Source organism: Propioniciclava sp. LT294, assembly GCF_059516005.1.
Map to the genome: position 1 here is coordinate 37,127 of NZ_JCAKNG010000012.1, position 18,788 is coordinate 55,914.

The window sequence follows — 18,788 nt, forward strand, 5'->3', positions numbered from 1 at the left end:
TTCAATAGGCAAGGTTTCCGTGACGAAAATGTCTTTCGGGTGCCATTCGGGGGCCAACCCCTACGTCCTGTAGGACTCGCGCGGGGCCATCGGCCGGAGAGGGCCGGTTCCGGCTCCCCCGGGCGGTGTTCCCTTGGGGACCCGTCCGCCGCCACGGGCCGACCCCGCTCAACCGCCGCGACCCACGCGTCGGTCTGCCACACCTGGGCGGGTTCGCCACGCGCTCAGGTGTGGCAGACCTGAGTGTCGGGGCTCCCACCCGGCCTCGGCACCAGCACCGAACACCAGCACCGGGCACCAGCCGTCAGCGACGCGAACGCTCGGACTCCAACTGCTTCTGCTGCTCCTTGGCCTGCTCCTGCATCTCCTCCAGGTTGAAGCCCACCCGCAGGATGAACAGCAACGCGGCACCGATGCCGATGGACCACAGTGGTGCGACGTTCAGCAGGATCGGCGCGACGACCAGCGCCGCGACGTCGAAGCCCCGGATCAGGTTGAAGATCAGGGTGGGGGGAACGGCACCGGCCCCGGTGGACATCATCGGTACGGCGAAGTTCACCGGCTTGGCGGTCTGCCACCGGACGGCGCCCAACAGGCCCGCCAGCCCGCACGCGACGGTCACGAGCACTGCGTCGCCCGGGGTCCGGGGCAGTCCACCCGTGGCGCCCAGGAACGCCGGGACGGCCCCGATCGTCCAGATCGCCGCCAGGATCGCCGGCACCACGAAGCTCGCGCTGCGGAGGTCGGCCGTCGAGAACGGCAACGTACGGGCGAGTCCCGTCGACCGGGAGAGCACCCGGAGGGCACCCAGCGTCGGGATCAGCGCGAACATCAGCGCCACCGCCGACACGAAGGGCGTGAGCAGCGCCAACCCGATCGCGTCCGAGGCGTACGGCACCAGGACCGCCCCGGCCAGGCCCAGCAGCGGGCGCGGGAAACGGATCAGCCGCTGGATGTCGCGCCACACCAGAGCGCCGAGGCCGCTCCAGCGCCCGGGGGCGGGGCGCACGTGGCCCCGTTCGATGGCCTCCCTGTCCACGAGGATGTCCCGGGCCAGGCCGAGGTCCAGGCCGAACATGGCGCCCTGGAGTCCCGAGACCAACGAGCCCCCGCTGGTGAGGCGTCCGCGGGCGAAGTTCTCCAGGCGCCAGTGGGCGGCGACCCCGAAGAACACCGAGGCCACGGTGCCCACGGCGGCCAGCACCCAGGGCACCCGGTCCAGCCAGGAGGGCGGCTCGACGTGGATCCAGCCGGCAGCGACGGAGACCATCGTCGTCAGGACCAGGGCGGCGACGGCGGTGAACAGCGCCTGCGCCACCCGGAGCGGGCGTACGCGTCCGAAGCTCTGCTCCCAGGCGGCCCACGCGACCAGTCCCGATCCGACGAGCCCGGACGCCGCGGCCCACGCGGCGACGACGAGGGGGGACTCCCCCGCGATGGCGGCCACGCCTGCGGAGACGGCCGCCGCGGCCACCGCGGCGCCCCCGATGATCGCCCAGAGCCGTCCGCGCAGGATGCGGCCGCGCCCGATCGGCGCCTCCATCAGCCAGAACCCCTCGGCCGCCGAGGCCAGGACCGGCCCGAACAGCCGGGCGGACGACAGCACCAGGGCGCCGAGGGCGAAGAACATGCCCCACGGCACCAGCAGGCGCCCGTTCAGGCAGGCGGCGGCATCACACGACGCCGAAGCGGTCTGGCTGCCGATGATGACGTTGACGATCATCGCGCCGATCATCAGCACGCTGAAGATCGCGATGTAGGCGTCCGAGAAGACCTCGCCCAACGAGCGGGTCGCGCGTCCGTGGCGCCACGACTTCACCAGGTCGTGGAGGGCCTTCTCGTCGACGACCTCCGGTTCGACGTCCGGCAACCAGGCGAAGTCCCACTCCCGGGCCTCGTACTCGGCGTACGGGTCGGACGGGATGTCGATGACGAACTGCTCCGGCGGGATCGACTTCGGCTCGGCCGGCTTGTTGGTGCGCTTGCGGCGTGCGCGGGCCATCAGGCGCCGTCCCCACCCAGCGTGGAATCCGCGCCCGTGACGTCCGCCTCGCCCCCTCCGGGCGGCTGGACGGCGACGATGCGGGTGGCGACCTCCTTGACGAGGTAGGGCTCGTGCGAGGCGAACACCACGGCGAGGCCTCGGGCGCGCTCGGCCTTCAGACGGGCGGCGAGCCACGCCACACCCTCCACGTCGAGGCGCTGCTCGGGCTCGTCCAGCACGAGCAGGCGGCGGGGGCGGACGAAGGCCGTACCGAGGGCGAGGCGGCGACGCTGGCCGGACGACAGCGTGCCGGGCAACTGACCCGACTGCGGGACCAACTGCACCTCGGCGAGCACCTCGTCGACGATCGCCTCCGGGTCCGGGACACCGTGGGCCCTGGCCAGCAGGTCGAGGTGCTCCACGACGGAGAGGTCGGGGAAGAAGTCCAGGTCGTCGATGACGGACGCCATGCCCTTGCGGATCTCGGGGTTCGTCTCGCTCATCCGGAGGCCGTCGAACTCGACGCGGCCCTCGTCGGGGCGAACGGCCCCCACGAGCATGCGGAGGATCGTCGACTTGCCGGCGCCGTTGCGGCCCGTGAGGGCCACGGCCTCGCCCGCAGAGACGGTCAGCGAGAAGTCCTCCACGATGCGCGAGGGGCCATAGGACTTGCTGAGGTTGGTCGCGGTCAGGACCGGTGCGCGGGACGCCATGTCCCCAAGCATGGCAGGATCATCAAGTGCAGAAGTTCGATGCCCGCGCCACCCTCGCCAAGCGACGTGCCGATGTGGCGACCATGTTCGACGGGGTGGCGGGACGCTACGACATCATGAACGACCTGTTGTCGCTGGGGCAGGTCCACCGGTGGCGCGCCGAGACGGTGCGCGCGGTCGACCCGCGCCCCGGGCAGCGCATCCTCGATCTGGCGGCCGGCACCGGCACCTCCTCACGCTCCTTCGCGGACGCGGGCGCCCTCGTCATCCCGGTCGACCTGAGCCTCGGCATGGTGACCGAGGGCAAGAAGCGCCAGCCCGACCTCGGCTTCGTGAACGCCGACGGCCTGCAACTGCCCTTCGCCGATGACACCTTCGATGCCGTGACGATCTCCTACGGCCTCCGCAACGTCGAGGACACCCTCGCCGCACTGACCGAGATGCGCCGCGTGACCGCGCCCCGCGGCGTCGTCGTGATCGCCGAGTTCTCCACCCCGACGTGGAAGCCGTTCCGCGAGGTGTACCGGCGCTACCTCGTCCGGATGCTGCCGGTGGTGTCGGGCATCCTGTCGTCCAACCCGCGGGCGTACGACTACCTGGCCGAGTCGATCCTGGCCTGGCCCGACCAGCCGACCCTGGCCGACCTGCTGCGCGAGGCGGGTTGGCGCCACGTCGAGTGGAAGAACCTGTCCGGCGGAATCGTCGCCCTGCACCGGGCGGTGGCCTAGCACTCGGCCCCCGTCCATGAGCTTCGTCCTCGACGCCTACGCGGCGCGCAGTTGCCCCCTGAAGACCGTCAACTCGTTCACCCCGAACCTGGTCGCCCCCAGCCTGGAGCGCCCCGACCCGCCGTTCTTCCGGGACGCCGGCGCCATCGAGGCCTCGGTGTTCGCGGCCCTGGCCGGTGGGACCGCGCGGATCGCAGACCTGCGCCCACTCCGGCACGGGCCCCGCGCCGAGGCGGAGGAGGCCTGCCTCGCCGCTCTGGCGGACGGGGCGGACGTGGTCATCGGCGGCCTCCTGCCCAGCGACGAGGAGAACCACCGCACCGGACGACCGACCCTGCTGGTCCGCTGCCCCGAGGGTGGCTACCACCCCGTGCACGTGAAGTTCCACCGCGTGCTGGAATCCAGTGGCGCGGACCCCACGCCGCTGCCCGTCTCCCGGCTCGGTTCCCCCAACGACAGCGTCGCGGTGACGGGGCGCCGTTTCCGGTGGGGGAACCGTCTCAACGCCGCCCTGCAGGTGGCCCACTACTGGCGCCTGTTGCAGGCGGCCGGCCACGCGGCCGCCGAGCCGTGGGCCGGCCTGATCGGCGTCGACAAGATCGTCGTCGACCCCGAGAACGCCCCCTCGGTGGCCGAACAGGTCATCACGTGGCTGGACCTGGCCGCCGAGGTCGTCCCGCCGGACCCGCGCACCCTGGAGCGTCCCGAGGACGCCGCGCCCATCTCGACACTCGAGCGCTACGACGCCGAGCACCGCTACCGGGTCGAACTGGCCGAGAGGGCCTTGGTGTCGTCGGGTCAGGACCGGCTGCTGACCCCGATCATCTCCGCCGAGTGCCGCGGCTGCATCTGGCAGGAACACTGCCAGGCCCAGTTGGACGCCGACGACCTGTCCCTGCGCATCACCAAGGCGCCCCTGGACGTCCACGAGGTGCGGACGCTCCGGCGGCTGGGCATCAACACCGTCGCCGAACTGGCGCACGCCGACCTCGACGACCTGCTCGAGCGGTACCTGCCACGGGCCAGCCACCGGATCGGCAGCGAGGATCGCCTGCGCCGCGCCCACCGTCGTGCCCAGCTGATGGCCGCCGGCGTCGAACTCGAGCGGCAGACCCAGGGCCCGCTGGCCCTCCCCCGGCACGACCTGGAGATCGACGTCGACATCGAGACCTCGGCGGACGACCGCGTCTACCTGTGGGGCTTCTGGGTGGACGACCCGACGCGCGGGCAGCCCTACTGCCGCCAGTTCGCGGCCTTCTCCGACCTGGACGACGCCGCCGAGGCCGATCTCGCCGCGCACGCCCTGGGCTGGCTGCGCCAGATCGTGGACGGGCGGGACGCCGCCGTCTACCACTACTCCGACTACGAGGTGGTCCGACTGCACAAGCTGGTCCCGCGCCTCGGCGAGGTCGGGGCGTGGGCGGCCGGTTGGGCGCGCGAGGGCTTCGTCGACCTGTTCGGCATGGTCCGGGAGAACTTCTTCGGCGCCAACGGGCTGGGCCTGAAGGTGGTCACCGCCGCTGTCACCGGGTTCACCTGGCGGGACGAGGACCCCGGCGGCCTCAACTCCCAACGCTGGTTCGCCCAGGCGGTCGGTGACCCGGACGAACAGGTCCGCGACATGTCACGGGTCCGGGTGCTGGAGTACAACGAGGACGACGTCCGCGCCACCTGGCACCTGCGGCGCTGGTTGCGCGAGCAGACCTAGTCGGCCGGGGAGATGGACAGGCCGAGGCGGGCGAACTGCTCGGCCGGGCGGTGGTAGCCGCGCTCCAGGTGCTGGATGCCGCCGATCCGTGACGGCGAGTCGGCGATGGCGGCGGCGATGACGGAGGAGAACCCGGCACGCACGTCCGGGACCTCGACCTCGGCGCCCCGTAGGCGCGACACACCGCGCACGACCGCCGAGTGCACCGCGTTGGTGTCGTGGAAGCGGCAGGACTCGCCGCCCAGGCACGTCGAGAACAGCTCGATCTCGGCGCCCATCTGCTGCAGCGCGGGAACGTAGACCAGCCGGTCCTCGTAGACGGTCTCGTGCAGCACCGACATGCCGGCGGCCTGGGTGAACAGCACCATGAGCGGCGTCTGCCAGTCGGTCATGAAGCCCGGGTGTGTGTCGGTCTGCACGGCGGCGGGGCGCAGGCCGTCCGGTGCGGTGGCGGTGATGTAGTCGTCCTTGATGTCGAACTGCGCGCCCATCCCCCGCAGGGTCGTCAGGGCGGTGATGAGGCGGTCCTGCCGGCAGCCGTGCACCCGCACCTCGCCGCCGGTCAGCAGGCCGGCCACGAGGTAGCTGAATGCCTCGTTGCGGTCCCCCTCGAGCCGGACCTGGGCGCCGCGGAGCCGGTCCACGCCGTCGATGGTCCACTTGCGGCCCGGCGACAGCACGATCCGCGCACCCATGCGCTGCAGGAAGAGGGCGAGCTCGATGACCTCGGGCTCGGTCGCGGCGTTGCGCAGCACCGTCCGTCCCTCGGCCAGGGCCGCGGTCAGCAGGACGGTCTCGGTGGCGCCGACGCTGGGATAGGGCAGCGAGAACCGGGTCCCGCGCAGGCGGGTGGCCCGGGCCCTGATGCCCTCAGGGGTCTGCTCGACCTCGGCGCCGAACGCCCTGAGCGCCTCGATGTGGAAGTCGACCGGACGGCGTCCGATCGGGTCCCCACCGACCAGCGGCACGAAGACCTCGCCGGCCAGGTGCAGCAGCGGGCCGAGCAGCAGGATCGGGATGCGGTTCAGACCCGTGAACGACAGCGGCACCTCGGCCACGATGTCCTGGCCGGGCGTGATCGTGAGGACACCGTCAGCCTCGTCGTGCTGGACGTCCACGCCCAGCGCGCGCAGCATGTCGCGCGTGATCGCCACGTCCCCGACCTGCGGCGCGTTGTGGATGTGGCTGGGCCCCTCACCCAAGAGGGCGGCGACCATGTGCTTGGTCACGCCGTTCTTCGAGCCGCGGACGTGCACGTCCCCCCGAAGGGGACCGGACGGGGTCACTGACCAAGCGGTCGTCATGCCCTCAGGCTACGTCACGTCACGCCGCGCGTCGCCCCACTCCCCCGCGAGGTTCCCGGACCGTGACGGTCTCGACGTCGGCGACCAGGGCGACCTTCTCGGCCAGGTTGCGGGCGTGGCCCTCCGGACCGCCGAACCAGGCCAACCCTTCCAGGGGGACCTCGTCGAGTGCGCGACCGCGCCGAACCACGACGTAGGGCACGGTGAGGAGTCCGGGCTGCACCTGGACGGCGTCCACGTCAGCCCACGGCACCCTGCCGTGGTGCGGCAGCGTGATGCCGTGGTCGTCGTAGGGGATCCGCAGCGACAGGGCCAGCCAGCTCGTGGCCAGGCCGCCCACGACCCCGAGCACGCCCAGGATCACACCCCCGGGCCACGACAACCCCAGAACCGACAACACGCCCAGCACGAACCAGCCGAGCGCGACCAGCCAGGTCACGACGAACATCGGGCCGGTGAACGAGCGCGCGGATTCCTGGTCCATCAGGACAGCCCCACCCCGATCAGGACGCCGACCAGGACGCCGAGCGAGACCAGGACCTCGGCGATGCCGGTCAGCTTGAGGACCCTGATCAACGCAGGTCCGTCCGCCCCGCCCAGCACGCCCTGCACGGGGCGGACGAGGACGCCCACGCCGAGGAGACCCAGCAGCGCCCACCACGTGGTGCCGGCGGCGAGGGCGATGGTGGCGACGACGCCCAGCACAACGAGGCCGAGGTAGAACAGGCGGGTCCCGCGGTCCCCCAGGCGGACGGCCAGCGTCCTCTTGCCGGCCACTTCGTCCCCGAGCCGGTCGCGGAGGTTGTTGGCCACCAGGATGGCGGAGGCGAGCGCGCCCGTGGCGATGCCACCGGCGAGGGCCGCCGCCGGGAAGGTGAGGGTCTGGACGTAGGTGGTGCCGATCGTGGCGACCAGCCCGAAGAAGATGAAGACGAACAGTTCGCCGAGCCCCGCGTAGCCGTAGGGGCGCTCGCCGCCGGTGTAGTACCAGGCGGCGAGGACGCAGATGACGCCGATCGGCAGGAGCCACCACTGCTCGGTGAGCAGGATCAGGGCCATCCCGGCGACCCCCGCGGCGCCGAAGCACGCGAACGCGGCCGTCCTCACCTGCTTCGGTGTGGCCACGCCGGAGCCGACCAGGCGCATCGGGCCGACCCGCTGGTCGTCCGTGCCGCGGATGCCGTCGGAGTAGTCGTTGGCGAAGTTGACGCCCAGTTGCAGGGAGAGCGCCACCACTGCGGCGAACAGGGCCCGCACCGCATCCCCGCTCCCCACGTGGATCGCGACGGCCGTTCCCACCACCACGGGTGCCACCGCTGCCGGCAGGGTGCGCGTCCGCGCCCCCTCGACCCATTCGGCCACTGTCGCCACTACGTCTCCTCCTCCGGCCGGCGCCCCGGCCCTGCGCGCCGGTCATCCGGCCGGACCATCCTCGCACGCACGTCCCGGTAGACTGGAACGCATGCCTCGCGTCCTGCTGGTCCTCGTCATCGTCGCCGTCACGGTGTACGCGTTGGTCGAGGCCGCGCAGGCCCACCCCAACCGCACCCGTACCCTCCCGCGCTGGCTCTGGTTCGTCGCGATCATCGCCGTGCCGGTGCTCGGCCCGGTGGGCTGGTTCGCACTGGGTCGGCCGCTCCCGCCCGCCCCTCGCCCGCCGATCGCCCCGGACGACGACCCGGACTTCCTGCGCAAGCTCTGATCAGCCCCTACCCGACCCAGTCGACCAGCGCGTCCGCGTCGTGGGTGCCGCCCGGCCACACCGCCCGGACGATCCCCGCCGCCGCCAGCGCCTTGCGGCAGCCCGGGCACGGCGGATCCGTGATGTAGGCGGTCGCCCCCTTGGTGTCGCGGGTCGCGAAGAGCAGCGCGTTCACCTCGGCGTGGATCGCGATGCAGAACCCCGGCGTCCCGGGGCGGTCGTAGTCGCCCAGCCCCGGCACCTCCTCGTAACCCAGGCGGCCACGCGGGCAGGCGCCCTCCAGGCAGTCCGGACGCCCCGGAGCGGCCCCGTTGTAGCCGGTCGCGATGATGCGCCGCTCGTGGACGAGCACCGCACCGACCCTGCGCCGGGTGCACTTGGCGCGTCGGGCCACCGCGTCGGCGATGCCGAGGAAGTAGTCGTCCCAGCCCGGGACCTCGTGGGCCCCGGCATCCGTCACCTCAGCCATCTGTCCCTCACCCCAGGTGGTCGTTGGTCATGGCCTGGTCGGCCGGTACGTCGGTCTTGATCAGGCCCGCCTCGCGCATGAAGGCCGACATGTCGTTCCACGCCTTCTCGTCCATCTGTCCGGTCACCCGACCCGACGTGGGCCTCCACAGCGGGATCGTGGCATCCAGGGTCGCGCGGGCGGACGCCTCGGCCCCGACCTGGTCCAGGGTCGGGACGTGCGTGCGGGAGGCCTCCATGGCGGACACCGGGGAGGAGACGACCTTCTCGATGCCGGCGACCATCGACTTCGCCACCTTGCGGGCGGTCTCCGGATTGCGGGTGAGGTTCTCCCGCGTGGTCGCGAGCACGATGGAGACCAGCGGGACGCCGCCCTCGGCCAGCGGGATCGTCCTGGTCGGGATGCCGGCCAGCTGGAACTGGACCGCGTCGTTGTTGGAGAAGCCGACGACGGCGTCCACCTTGCCGGTGGTGAGCGCGGCCTGGCCGGTGTAGCCGATCTCGACGACCTCGACGTCGTCCTCGGTCAGCCCGGCCTCGTGCAGGGCGGCCTTGAGGCCGAACCACGACTCTCCGTAGCGGCCAGGGAGGCCGATCCGCTGGCCGGCGAGGTCAGCGACGGACCGCGCGGACGAGGCGTCCGGAACGATGAGCACGACCGGGTAGGAGTGGTAGTACTGCCCGATCGCGACGAGGTCCATGCCCTCGGCGCGGGCCTGGACGACCTCGTCGCCCCCGGCGATGACGTACTGCTCCTGCCCTGCGACGAGCGCGGTGAACAGCCCCTCCTGGGCGCCGTGGTGCCGCAGGGTCGCCTCGAGGCCGTTGGCGGTGAAGATGCCCTCGGCGTCGGCCACGTAGAACGGCGCGAACTGGACGTCGGGGATGTAGGTCAGGCCGATGGTCGTCCGGGCCGGCCCCGAGGACTGCTGCGCGGGTGGCGTCCGGGCGCAGCCTGTCAGCACGAGGGCGACGACGGCCAGCAGGGCCAGTCCGGCGCGGAACATGCGGGTCATGGTGTTTCCTTTCGACGGGGGTCAGGCTGGGGTGCGGAGCAGCGAGGCCACGGTGCGGGAGCGCCGCTCGACGAGGTGGATCAGGACGTACAGGCCGGACGCCATGGCACACAGCACGGCGATCGTGGCGACCATGCCCGCAGTGTCGACGGAGTCGCGTTGCACGGTGAGGAGTTGCCCCAGGCCGTCGCCGCCCATCACCATCTCGCCCACGACGGCGCCCGTGACGGACAGGGCGAAGCCGTTGCGGAGGCCGGCCAGGATGTTCGGCAGCGCCAGGGGGAGCTCGACGTGGCGCAGCAGCGCGAGCGAGCCTGCGCCGTCCATGCGGGCGGCGTCCACGACGAGGTGGTCGACGTGGCGCAGGCCCACCACCGACGAGACCAGGATCGGGAAGAAGACCATCAACGCGCAGAGCAGGATGATGGGGCCGATGCCGTAGCCGACCCAGATCGCGAGCAGGGGCGCCAGCGCGATCGCCGGGATCGCCTGCGTCGCGCCGAGGAACGGGGTGATGGCGGCGTTGAGCAGGCGGCTGCGGTGGATCCCGATGGCCAACGGCAGCGCGACGGCCGCCCCGAGGGCGCTGCCCCCGACGGCCTCACCGAAGGTCGACCAGGTCGCCCCGAGGAAGCGCTGGCTGCCGGCTCCGGCGACCAGGCGGTCCAGGACGGCCCCCGGCGCGGGCAGCAGATACGCCGGCGGCGCGGCGAGGGCGACGACCAGACCCCAGCCGACGAGCAGGAGCCCGGCGAACAGCCACGGCGCGGCGGCGTACAGGCCGGTCGGCCTGACCCGGACGCGTTCGCGTGGTGAGCTGCTGGACATCGTTCCCCCCATGCCTCGGCACCCGGGGCATGGGTCGGGAGGAGACCGCGTCCCCAGCTGCGCGAGCGGTCCGCCCGTGTGCGCGTACGCCGAAGACGCTCGTGCATCCTCCCATCCGGACTCTGACCGTCGGTCCCGGAGTTCCACCGGGTCAGCCAGGGCCCGAGGGCCACTGGGTCGCGGACTGTCACCGCCGGTTCGGATTTTCACCGACCCCGGAGCACGTGTGTGTTCGGGGCCACCCTAGCGCAGGGGGGCTGAAGCCCACGAGACGAGCTGGTCGCGGGAGCCGAAGAACACGTTGCGGTCGAGGTTGTCGACCACGCCGCGCTGCCAGAGGGTCGGTCGCTCCCACCCGACGGGGAGCCGGCCGGGGGCGTCCGCGTGGTCGAACAACCACAGCGGGTGGTTCTTGAAGGAGGTGTCGCCGCCGGTGCAGGTGTCCCACACCTCGGCCTTGGTGTAGATGACCGGGACCCGGCCCGAGAGGCGGCGGTACTCGTCCGAGAACTCGCGCACCCACGTCCGCATCTCGTCCTGCCCCAGCCCGTGGCACTGCGGACCGCGCTCGGCGAACTCCAGGTCGAGGGCACCGGGCAGGGTGCGGCCATCGGCGGACCACGAGCCGCCCGCGGAGTGGAAGAAGCGCGCCTGCAGCGTGCCCGAGGACTGCCCCGGGCGCGCGTAGTGGTAGGCGCCCTGGACGAGACCCGCCTTGCGCGCGGCGACGCGCTGGTCGTCGTGGGTGGGGCTGCGGTGGTCGGTGCCCTCGGTCGCCTTCACGTAGACGAAGGCGTGTCCCGACTGCGCCAGGCCGACCCAGTCGACGTTGGCCTGGTAGCGGGACACGTCGAAGCCCGCGATCCCCTCCCCCTGACGCCACGGGGCGAACTGCCGCGTGGCCGCGGACGTGGCGGGTTCGAGGGCCGAGGCGGCAAGGTCGGCCGGCACCGTCGACACGCCGGCGTCCGGGGCGGACGTCGCGGCGGGCCCGGCAGCGGCGATCTCGGACGCCGGGGCCGTGGAGGTGGACACCCGGGCGGGCGGCTGCGGGCCCGGCAGCACGGCGGGGGCGACGCACCCGGCCGTGGCAAGACCCACGGCCAGGACGGCCCAGCGTCCGCGCATTCCCAGCACTCTCACCACCGTTCCACCCTAACTCGACATCCGACGTCGCCCGAAAGCGATCCATGACGGCGTTTCAGCCGAAGTCGACCCCTTGGGCCAGCTGGACCGATCCGGAGTGGTTGATCGTGTTGGTCGCCCGGCGCATGTACGCGCGCCAGGCGTCCGACCCCGACTCGCGACCGCCGCCGGTCTCCTTCTCCCCGCCGAACGCGCCACCGATCTCCGCCCCGGACGTCCCCGCGTTGATGTTCGCGATGCCCGTGTCCGCGCCGGCGGGTCCCAGGTAGCGTTCCGCCTCGAGCACGTCGTTGCTGAACAGGCCGCTCGAGAGACCCTGCGGGACCGCGTTGTGCAGCGCCAGTGCCTCGTCGAACTCGTCGAAGGTCAGGACGTACAGGATCGGCGCGAACGTCTCGGTGAGCACGACGCCTTCCTGCGCAGGCATGCGCACCAGCGCCGGGCGCACCCAGAAGCCACCCTCGTGGGCCCCCTCCCCCTCGAACGTCGCGCGCTCACCGCCGGTGACGACCTCGCCGCCCTGGGCGCGGGCCGCGCTCAGGGCGTCCTGCATCGCGGTGAAGGCCTTCTCGTCGAGCAGGGGGCCCAGCAGGACGCCGTCCGTGAACGGGTCGCCGGCCCGCAGCGACTCGAAGGCACGGGCGACGCGGGCGACGACCTCGTCGGCGATCGAGCGGTGCACCAGGAGGCGCCGCGTCGAGGTGCAGCGCTGCCCGGCCGTCCCGGCGGCACCGAACACGATCGAGCTGACGGCCTGGTCGAGGTTGGCCGACGGGGTGACGATGACGGCGTTGTTGCCCCCGAGTTCCAGCAGGGAGCGGCCGAACCGGGCCGCCACGCGCGGGCCCACCTCGCGGCCCATGCGCGTGGAGCCGGTGGCCGACAGCAGCGCGACGCGGGGATCGTCCACGAGCGCCGCGCCGATCGTCCGGTCGCCGATGAGGACGGCGTGCAGGCCCTCGGGGGCGCCGACCTCGGCCATGGCGCGGCGGAGCAGGGCATCACAGCCGAGCGCGCACAGGGGCGTCGCCTCGGACGGCTTCCAGACGACGGGGTCACCGCACACGAGTGCGATCGCGGTGTTCCACGACCACACCGCCACCGGGAAGTTGAACGCCGAGATGACCCCGACCACCCCCAGCGGCTGCCAGGTCTCCCGCAGGTGGTGCCCGACGCGCTCGCTCGGCATCGTCCGGCCGTACAGCTGGCGGGACAGGCCGACGGCGAAGTCGCAGATGTCGATCATCTCCTGGACCTCGCCGAGCGCCTCGGTGTGGATCTTGCCGGCCTCGATCGTGACGAGCGCGGCGAGGTCCTCCTTGTGCTGGCCGATCAGCTCACCCAAACGCTTCACCAGCCGGCCGCGAACCGGCCCCGGAACCTCGCGCCAGACCCGGAAGGCGTCGGCGGCACGGCCCACGGCGTCCGCCACGTCGTCGGCGGTGTGGGTGCGGACGCCGGTCAGGTCGGCCCCGGTCATCGGGGTGCGGGCGCGCACGGCCCCCTCGCCGGTGAGCCAGGCGTCCTGGTCGACGCCCAGCGCGTCCAGTGCCGCGAACGCGCGGTCGCGGAGTTCGGCGGTCTTCATCATCGCTCCCCCTTCCCGGCATCCCGGGAGGCCTCCTGCTGGGCCGCGTACAGCTCCATCGGGTCGTGCACCGTTCTGCCCATCGCCTCGGCGAGCCAGCGCTCGTCCCGGTGCGAGCCCTCGCGGGTGGTGTCCCGGCTACCGGCGTTGTCGAGGTTCGAGGCGAAGATGCCCGCCGCCGAACGCGGCAGGAAGTCCTCGTAGACGATCGGCGTGCGGACGCCGTCGACCCACTCGAAGAAAGCCAGGCCCTGCTCGGCGAGGCCATCCTCGTCGACGGGCCAGTGCGCCCGCCAGACGTCGACCTTGACCCCGTCGCGTTCGGCCGCGGACAGCCCCGCCGCCCGCTGGTCGATCTCGACGATGAGCCGGTCGTACAGGTCGCGTCCCTTCGGCGTGAGGGCGATGCCGCGCTGCTCCACCTCCCCGAAACGCACCGACAGCGTCCCGTCGACGACGGAGCCGTCCGCCTCGCGGAACCGGCGGCGCTCGGCGAGCGCCTTGAACGAGGTCTGGCGCAGCAGGACGTCCGGACCCTCCCAGCGCGGCGGGCCCTGGATCTCGTCGATCATGGTGATCCCCAGCGCGCTCATGCGGGCGTAGAGGTCGTCGATGTCGAGCACGCGCGGGGTGAGGTGGTTGATGTGCGTGCTCGTCACGCCGCCGATGTCGGCCGCCACCCCCGAGATCCGCGACAGCCGCTCGTACCAGGAGCGGTCGACGGGCTCGTCCGACAGTTCGAAGCAGGCGGTGGCGCCACGCAGGAACTCCACCGCCTCGGCCTCGGCGAGCCCGCCCTCGCGTTCGGCCCTGGCGGCCAGCTCGACGACGGCGTCGCCGAACAGTTCGCGACCGGTCAGGAAGGCGTCGAGCTCCGCCTGCGTGGCCTCGTCGAAGTAGCGGCGGTCGTCGGTGACCAGCACCGAGCAGAACACACGGAACGGGTTGATCGCCAGAGCCTCCCTGGTGGTCGGCCGGAAGGCGGTCGACACGATCGGGAGGGACGTCGCGGCGTCTCCGCGCAGGTCGTAGAACCCCACCGGTTCCATGCCCAGCGCGGCGAAGATCTGCGCGACGCGCGCCAACTCGCGCGCGGTGCCCACGCGGATGGCCCCGTGCCGCTCGGCGGTGACGCGGTCGATGCTGCCCAGCCGCTCGGCCCGCTCGGGGTGGGCCCGGACGTAGTCGGTGTTCACCGCCGTCGAGACGTCCACGAGCGTGTTGTAGGCCGGCACCTCCGTTCCGTACATCGTCGACAGGGACCGGGCGAAGTCAGCTCGCAACTGATGCGTGTCGCGCATCATGCCTCCAGGGTGGTGAGGACGCGGTCGAGTGCGTCGACCGCCCGGTCGAGGACGCCGCGGGTCACCGTCAGCGGCGGGCGCAGGCGCAGCGACCGGACGCCGCAACCCAGCATGAGGACGCGCTCCTCGTCGGCGAGGCGGCGGATCACCTCGTTGCGGATGGCTCGGTCGGGCAGCGAGATCGCGCACATCAGGCCGATGCCGCGCGGGTTGCCGACGAGTGCGTGGCGCTCGGCCAGGTCACGCAGGCGTCCCAGCAGGTACTCACCCTCGGTGCGGGCGTTGGCCATCAGGCCCTCGGCCTCGATGATCTCGAGGATGCGGCGCGAGCGGACCATGTCGGTCAGGTTGCCGCCCCACGTGGAGTTGATGCGACTGGAGGTCTCGAAGACGTTGCCGCGCACCTCGTCGACGCGACCGCCGGCGGTGATGCCACACACCTGCAGCTTCTTGCCGAAGGCCATCACGTCCGGCGCGACGCCGTGGTGCTGCCAGGCCCACGGCGTACCGGTCATCCCCCCGCCGGTCTGCACCTCGTCGAGGAGGAACAGCGCGTCGTGGTGGTGGACGAGCTCCTTCATCTCCCGCAGGAAGCTGGAGCGGAAGGCATGGTCGCCCCCCTCGCCCTGGATGGGCTCCATGATGAAGGCCGCGATGTCGTGGGGGTGGGCCTCGAACGCGGCGGTTGCCTGGCCGAGCGCGTGCTTCTCGACGGCGTCCATGTCGCGCTCGCTGGCCCAGTACGGGGAGTCGATGCGCGGCCACGTGAACTTCGGGAAGCGCGCCACCTTGTTCGGGTCGGTGTTGGTGAGGCTCATCGTGTAGCCCGAGCGGCCGTGGAAGGCGTCGGTGAGGTGCATGACCTGGGTGCCGAGCTCCGGGTTGCGACCCTCCCGCTCGTTGAGGCGGGACTTCCAGTCGAACGCCGTCTTGAGTGCGTTCTCGACAGCGAGGGCACCGCCCTCGATGAAGAAGTAGTGCGGGAGCTCAGGTGCCCCCATGACGCGGGCGAAGGTGTCGACGAAGCGGGCCATCGCCACGGTGTAGATGTCGGAGTTGGACGGCTTGTTCATCGCCGCCTCAAGGAGTTCGGCCTTGAACTCCTCGTCGTCGGTGAGGCCCGGGTGGTTCATGCCCAGGGCGTTGGAGGCGAAGAACGTGAACATGTCGAGGTACTCGTCCCCGGTCGCCTCGTCGACGAGGGTCGTGCCCCGGGAACGCTTGAGGTCCAGGACGAGGGGCATGCCATCAACGAGGAGATGACGGCGCAGGCTGTCGAAGACCTCGGCGGGGCGGATCGAACTGGTCGCGGCGGACGAGAGCGCTTCAATCATTACGAGAGAATACGGGCGCGTGCTCCGCAAAATCTACGCTTATCTCCTGAGAATCCTTCAAACCTTCACATAGCGGCGGCTCCGCCTCCGATGTGGGAGGGAGAATTCTCGGCGCCCGGCCCTGACACCACGACACCCCGGGTCCGGCTCCACAGGGAGCCGCACCCGGGGTGTCGCGCTTCTCAGGCCTGGTCGCCGTACATCTTCGCCCAGGTGCTGATCTTGTCGAGGTGGTGGTGGGCCTCGACCCACCGCACCGTGCCGGACGCCGAGCGCATGACGACCGAGTGCGTGCGCGCACCGCCGCCGGGGAGGTAGCGGACGCCGTCGACCAGGTCACCGTCGGTGATGCCGGTGGCCACGAACAGGGTCTTGTCGGAGGAGACGAGGTCGTTGGTGTCCAGCACCTTGTCGACGACGAAGCCGGCCTCCGCGGTGCGGCGGCGCTCCTCGTCGGTGGTGGGGTGCAGGCGGGCCAGGATGCGGCCGCCCAGGCACTTCATGGCGCAGGCGGTCACGACGCCCTCGGGGCTGCCTCCGATCCCGGCCAGCATGTCGATCTTGACGCCGTCGGTCGCAGCGGCGACGGCCGCGGCGACGTCACCGTCGGTGAACATGCGGGTGGCGGCGCCGGCCTCGCGGATCTGGCGGACCAGGTCGTTGTGGCGTTCGCGGTTGAGGACGCCGATGACGATCTCGGAGACGTCCTTGCCCTTCGCCCTCGCGACCTTGGCGATGTTGTCGCCGATCGGGGCGTCGAGGTCGATGACGTCGGCGGCGTCGGCGCCGACCACGAGCTTCTCCATGTAGAAGCACATGTGCGGGTCGTACATCGTGCCGCCCTCGGCAGCCGCGAGCACGGCGATCGAGTTGCGCATGCCCCACGCCAGCAGGCGGGTGCCGTCGACCGGGTCGACCGCGATGTCGATCTTGTCGCCCTTGCCGGTGCCGACCTTCTCGCCGTTGGCGAGCATGGGCGCCTCGTCCTTCTCGCCCTCGCCGATGACGATCGTGCCGTCCATGTCGACGTGATTCAGGATCGACCGCATCGCGTCCACCGCGGCCTTGTCGCCCGACTCCTTGTCACCGCGGCCGGCCCACTTCCCCGCGGCCAGCGCCGCGGCCTCGGTCGCGCGCATCAGATCCAGCCCCAGGTTGTGACCCTCCAGCATGACCCGTCCCATGAAACCCCAGACCTCCTCGTCGTCGGCCCGACCCGGATCGGCCGGCCGTGTCCTGTTTCATCGTCCCCCATGGGCCCGGATCGTGCACACAGGGCCGCCCCGCGGCCCACCTTCGGGCAGACAGCCCGCGGGCGGGACGCGGCCCGGGGCGATCAGGTGGTCGACGCGGCGTAGATGCTGGCGACGGATTCGTCCAGTGCCGCATCGAACTCCTCCGCCGAGAGGTCCACGCGCAGCCCCTCGGTCAGGGCGCGGGAGAAGCTGGCCGTCATGCCGTGCTGGCGGGTCAGGCGCTCGTTGGCCTCCGCCCGCGTGTAGCCGCCCGACAGCGCGAACACGCGCAGCACCTTGTCGTGCTCGATCAGGTCGCGGTACAGGTCGTCCTTCTCGGGGAGCGTCAGCTTGAGCATGACCACCTCGCCGTCGCCCAGCGCGTCCACCCCCGCCAGGAGTGCGTCGTGAAGCTGCTCCTCGGCCTCCGCCTTCAGGGGGCTCTTGATGTCCACCTCGGGCTCGAGGATGGGCACCAGACCGGAGGTCAGGATGTGGCGTCCGATGTCGAACTGCTGGGCGACCACCGCGGCGAGCCCCGCGCCGGGCTCCTCGATGAGCGCGCGCATCTTCGTGCCGAACACGCCCTGGTCGCGGGCCGCCGCCAGCACCGCGTCCAGATCGGGCATGGGCTTCATCAGGCGAGCCCCCGATTCGTGCTCCAAAAGGCCCTTGTCGACCTTGAGGATCGGCACGATGCGCTTGACGTCCCACAGGTAGTCGGGCGTGGGCCGGCCCCCGACCTCGCGGCGGAGCGTGTCCTCGAACAGGATGGTGCCGAGGATGCGGTCACCGTCGAAGCTCGGGCTGGTCATGATCCGCGCGCGCATCTCGTGCACGCGGTCGAACATCTCGGCGTCATCGGCCCAGCTCTCGACGCCGTACAACCGCAGCGCCTTGGGCGTGCTGCCGCCGCTCTGGTCCAGCGCCGCGATGAACCCCGGCGCATCCTTCATCTTGGCGAACATCTGCTCGTTCATGGCACCTCCCGGGACCAGGGGTCCGAGCGGGCCGGCGGGTCCGGGACGCCCGGTCTCCCCCTTCCATTGTGACCCTTCCGGGAGCGCCGGAGGCGTGAACGGACCGGGTGGCCGGAACCGATCGGCCGGCCGTGCAGGAGACGGTGCCCCGGGTCCTCACGCGTCCGTCCCACCCACCTCAGCAGCTCGGACCCCGGCGAGTGCGTAGGCTCAGAGCATGACCTCCCAGCCCGCGACCAACCGTCCAGACACAATCGAACTGGAGCGCCTGCGGGCGTCCTTGGCCGCCCCCGGGCGGCGCACCATGACCCGCGCAGAGGCGCTGGACTGGAACAGCCACTGGTCGGACGCCGACAACCAGGTCCTGGTGCGACACCTCGCCCGCGTCGGAGCCACCCGGTTCAGCCGCACCGCAGATGATGCCTACGTCCGCTGCGTCGACGCCCAGGACCGCACCGTCATGGTCATCGCGCCCGGGTACCTCACGTTCCCCAAGCCGTGGGTGAACGAGGAGTGCGCACCCGATTGGCCCGGCATCACGCTGTCCACGTTCGGGCTCCGGCCTCCGGCCCCGCGGACCTCCGGCACCCGGACCACCGGCACCCGGGCGCCCGCCGCCAGAACCCCCCGAACGCCCGCTGCGAAGACGCCCGCTCGCGTGGAGCGCGTTCCCAAGTACTGCCCGCGCTGCTTCCTGGAGCTGACGACCACCGGCGTGTGCGGCAACTGCGACTGACGCCCGGACGATCC

18 protein-coding genes and 1 riboswitch are annotated in these 18,788 nt (G+C 71.7%); of the genes, 4 read left to right on the forward strand and 14 right to left on the reverse strand.

Features of this window, described 5'->3' with window-relative positions; translation table 11 throughout:
* Window positions 1–304: 304 nt before the first annotated feature.
* Window positions 305–2,002 carry a DUF6297 family protein gene (locus AC5YDA_RS13100; protein WP_496193076.1) on the reverse strand — a complete coding sequence of 566 codons (1,698 nt, stop codon included), beginning with the start codon at window positions 2,000–2,002 and terminating at the stop codon, window positions 305–307.
* Entirely contained in the window at window positions 2,002–2,697 is a 696-nt protein-coding gene (locus AC5YDA_RS13105; protein WP_496193077.1) for an ABC transporter ATP-binding protein, read from the reverse strand. The genes AC5YDA_RS13100 and AC5YDA_RS13105 overlap by 1 nt, the downstream gene beginning before the upstream one ends.
* A gap of 26 nt (window positions 2,698–2,723) precedes the next feature.
* On the opposite strand from AC5YDA_RS13105, the gene AC5YDA_RS13110 reads away from it, so the two are divergent.
* Both AC5YDA_RS13110 and AC5YDA_RS13115 read left to right on the forward strand, forming a co-directional pair.
* On the forward strand, window positions 2,724–3,425 hold the full coding sequence (locus tag AC5YDA_RS13110; RefSeq protein WP_496193078.1) for a demethylmenaquinone methyltransferase: 702 nt from the start codon (window positions 2,724–2,726) through the stop codon (window positions 3,423–3,425).
* Between the two features lie 16 nt (window positions 3,426–3,441).
* Window positions 3,442–5,133: a TM0106 family RecB-like putative nuclease gene (locus AC5YDA_RS13115; protein ID WP_496193079.1), complete on the forward strand. Its 1,692-nt coding sequence runs from the start codon at window positions 3,442–3,444 to the stop codon at window positions 5,131–5,133.
* Here AC5YDA_RS13115 and murA read toward each other — a convergent pair.
* Genes murA through AC5YDA_RS13130 form a run of 3 tightly spaced genes read right to left on the reverse strand, consistent with a single transcriptional unit; the run spans window position 5,130 to window position 7,808 of the window.
* Window positions 5,130–6,437 carry a UDP-N-acetylglucosamine 1-carboxyvinyltransferase gene (gene murA / locus AC5YDA_RS13120; protein ID WP_496193080.1) on the reverse strand — a complete coding sequence of 436 codons (1,308 nt, stop codon included), beginning with the start codon at window positions 6,435–6,437 and terminating at the stop codon, window positions 5,130–5,132. The genes AC5YDA_RS13115 and murA overlap by 4 nt on opposite strands.
* Before the next feature lie 19 nt (window positions 6,438–6,456).
* A complete protein-coding gene (locus AC5YDA_RS13125) occupies window positions 6,457–6,921 on the reverse strand; it encodes a hypothetical protein (RefSeq protein ID WP_496193081.1) in 465 nt (154 codons plus the stop codon).
* Entirely contained in the window at window positions 6,921–7,808 is an 888-nt protein-coding gene (locus AC5YDA_RS13130) for a 1,4-dihydroxy-2-naphthoate polyprenyltransferase (RefSeq protein WP_496193082.1), read from the reverse strand. Before AC5YDA_RS13130 ends, AC5YDA_RS13125 begins: the two co-directional genes overlap by 1 nt.
* 91 nt (window positions 7,809–7,899) lie before the next feature.
* On the opposite strand from AC5YDA_RS13130, the gene AC5YDA_RS13135 reads away from it, so the two are divergent.
* On the forward strand, window positions 7,900–8,139 hold the full coding sequence (locus AC5YDA_RS13135; protein ID WP_496193083.1) for a PLDc N-terminal domain-containing protein: 240 nt from the start codon (window positions 7,900–7,902) through the stop codon (window positions 8,137–8,139).
* 7 nt (window positions 8,140–8,146) lie between these two features.
* Here AC5YDA_RS13135 and AC5YDA_RS13140 read toward each other — a convergent pair whose 3' ends face one another.
* The 9 genes from AC5YDA_RS13140 to AC5YDA_RS13180 form a co-directional block, all read right to left on the reverse strand.
* Window positions 8,147–8,608 carry a deoxycytidylate deaminase gene (locus AC5YDA_RS13140; RefSeq protein ID WP_496193084.1) on the reverse strand — a complete coding sequence of 154 codons (462 nt, stop codon included), beginning with the start codon at window positions 8,606–8,608 and terminating at the stop codon, window positions 8,147–8,149.
* A 7-nt stretch (window positions 8,609–8,615) separates the two neighbouring features.
* Window positions 8,616–9,623 carry an ABC transporter substrate-binding protein gene (locus AC5YDA_RS13145; RefSeq protein WP_496193085.1) on the reverse strand — a complete coding sequence of 336 codons (1,008 nt, stop codon included), beginning with the start codon at window positions 9,621–9,623 and terminating at the stop codon, window positions 8,616–8,618.
* Window positions 9,624–9,644: 21 nt separating this feature from the next.
* Window positions 9,645–10,451, reverse strand: coding sequence for an ABC transporter permease (locus tag AC5YDA_RS13150; protein WP_496193086.1), 807 nt, complete (start codon window positions 10,449–10,451; stop codon window positions 9,645–9,647).
* Window positions 10,452–10,549: 98 nt separating this feature from the next.
* Window positions 10,550–10,678, reverse strand: a riboswitch (FMN riboswitch).
* Window positions 10,679–10,694: 16 nt separating this feature from the next.
* Window positions 10,695–11,579 (reverse strand): GH25 family lysozyme, encoded by an 885-nt coding sequence (locus AC5YDA_RS13155; protein WP_496193087.1) that lies wholly within the window; start codon window positions 11,577–11,579, stop codon window positions 10,695–10,697.
* A 73-nt stretch (window positions 11,580–11,652) separates the two neighbouring features.
* Window positions 11,653–13,188, reverse strand: coding sequence for an L-piperidine-6-carboxylate dehydrogenase (gene amaB / locus AC5YDA_RS13160; protein WP_496193088.1), 1,536 nt, complete (start codon window positions 13,186–13,188; stop codon window positions 11,653–11,655).
* Window positions 13,185–14,489, reverse strand: a complete 1,305-nt coding sequence (gene hglS, locus AC5YDA_RS13165; protein WP_496193089.1) for a 2-oxoadipate dioxygenase/decarboxylase — start codon at window positions 14,487–14,489, stop codon at window positions 13,185–13,187. Before hglS ends, amaB begins: the two co-directional genes overlap by 4 nt.
* Window positions 14,486–15,823 carry an L-lysine 6-transaminase gene (gene lat, locus AC5YDA_RS13170; RefSeq protein ID WP_496193090.1) on the reverse strand — a complete coding sequence of 446 codons (1,338 nt, stop codon included), beginning with the start codon at window positions 15,821–15,823 and terminating at the stop codon, window positions 14,486–14,488. Before lat ends, hglS begins: the two co-directional genes overlap by 4 nt.
* A gap of 182 nt (window positions 15,824–16,005) precedes the next feature.
* A complete protein-coding gene (gene glpX, locus AC5YDA_RS13175) occupies window positions 16,006–17,007 on the reverse strand; it encodes a class II fructose-bisphosphatase (protein WP_496193091.1) in 1,002 nt (333 codons plus the stop codon).
* Between the two features lie 152 nt (window positions 17,008–17,159).
* The gene (locus tag AC5YDA_RS13180) at window positions 17,160–18,038 is read right to left on the reverse strand and encodes a fructose bisphosphate aldolase (protein WP_496193092.1); all 879 of its coding nucleotides are present in this window, start codon (window positions 18,036–18,038) and stop codon (window positions 17,160–17,162) included.
* Between the two features lie 217 nt (window positions 18,039–18,255).
* Between AC5YDA_RS13180 and AC5YDA_RS13185 the strand changes: the two genes are divergently transcribed.
* Complete coding sequence (locus AC5YDA_RS13185; protein ID WP_496193093.1) at window positions 18,256–18,774, forward strand: hypothetical protein; 519 nt, start codon at window positions 18,256–18,258, stop codon at window positions 18,772–18,774.
* Window positions 18,775–18,788: the final 14 nt, after the last annotated feature.